Origin of the sequence: Marinitenerispora sediminis, from assembly GCF_003336425.1 — a bacterium.
GTDB classification, from domain to species: Bacteria; Actinomycetota; Actinomycetes; order Streptosporangiales; family Streptosporangiaceae; genus Marinitenerispora; species Marinitenerispora sediminis.
Genome location: NZ_QEIO01000412.1, coordinates 1 through 305 on the forward strand (window position 1 = coordinate 1; position 305 = coordinate 305).

Annotated in this window: 1 riboswitch. The window is 68.2% G+C overall.

The features are described from left to right. A riboswitch (SAM riboswitch) is annotated at positions 1–88 on the bottom strand. This riboswitch is flagged as partial in the annotation. Positions 89–305: the final 217 nt, after the last annotated feature.

A 305-nucleotide genomic window follows, 5' to 3' on the forward strand; every position in this document is an offset into this window, starting at 1 on the left:
CGACGGCCGTGTCTTCACCCGGAGCACCCCACCGCGTCAGGAGGGTTGCCGTCCAGCCAGCCGGGGCTTGGCGCTGGAACTCGTGACATCAGGCAAGATAACACGGTTCTCCACTTATCTGGTCGTTTGTCCCGTGTGATCCATGTGGGACGGGAAGCACCCCGAGCGACCCGGCGTCACACACGTCCCCCTACAGCCTGTTTGTCCGTTCTGTCCCTGACCACGGTAGGCGCTGCCCGCCCGCGCGACCGGACCGGCCCCCGGTGCGACGCCCTACGATCGGATCGGCTCGGACGGCCCGGCCC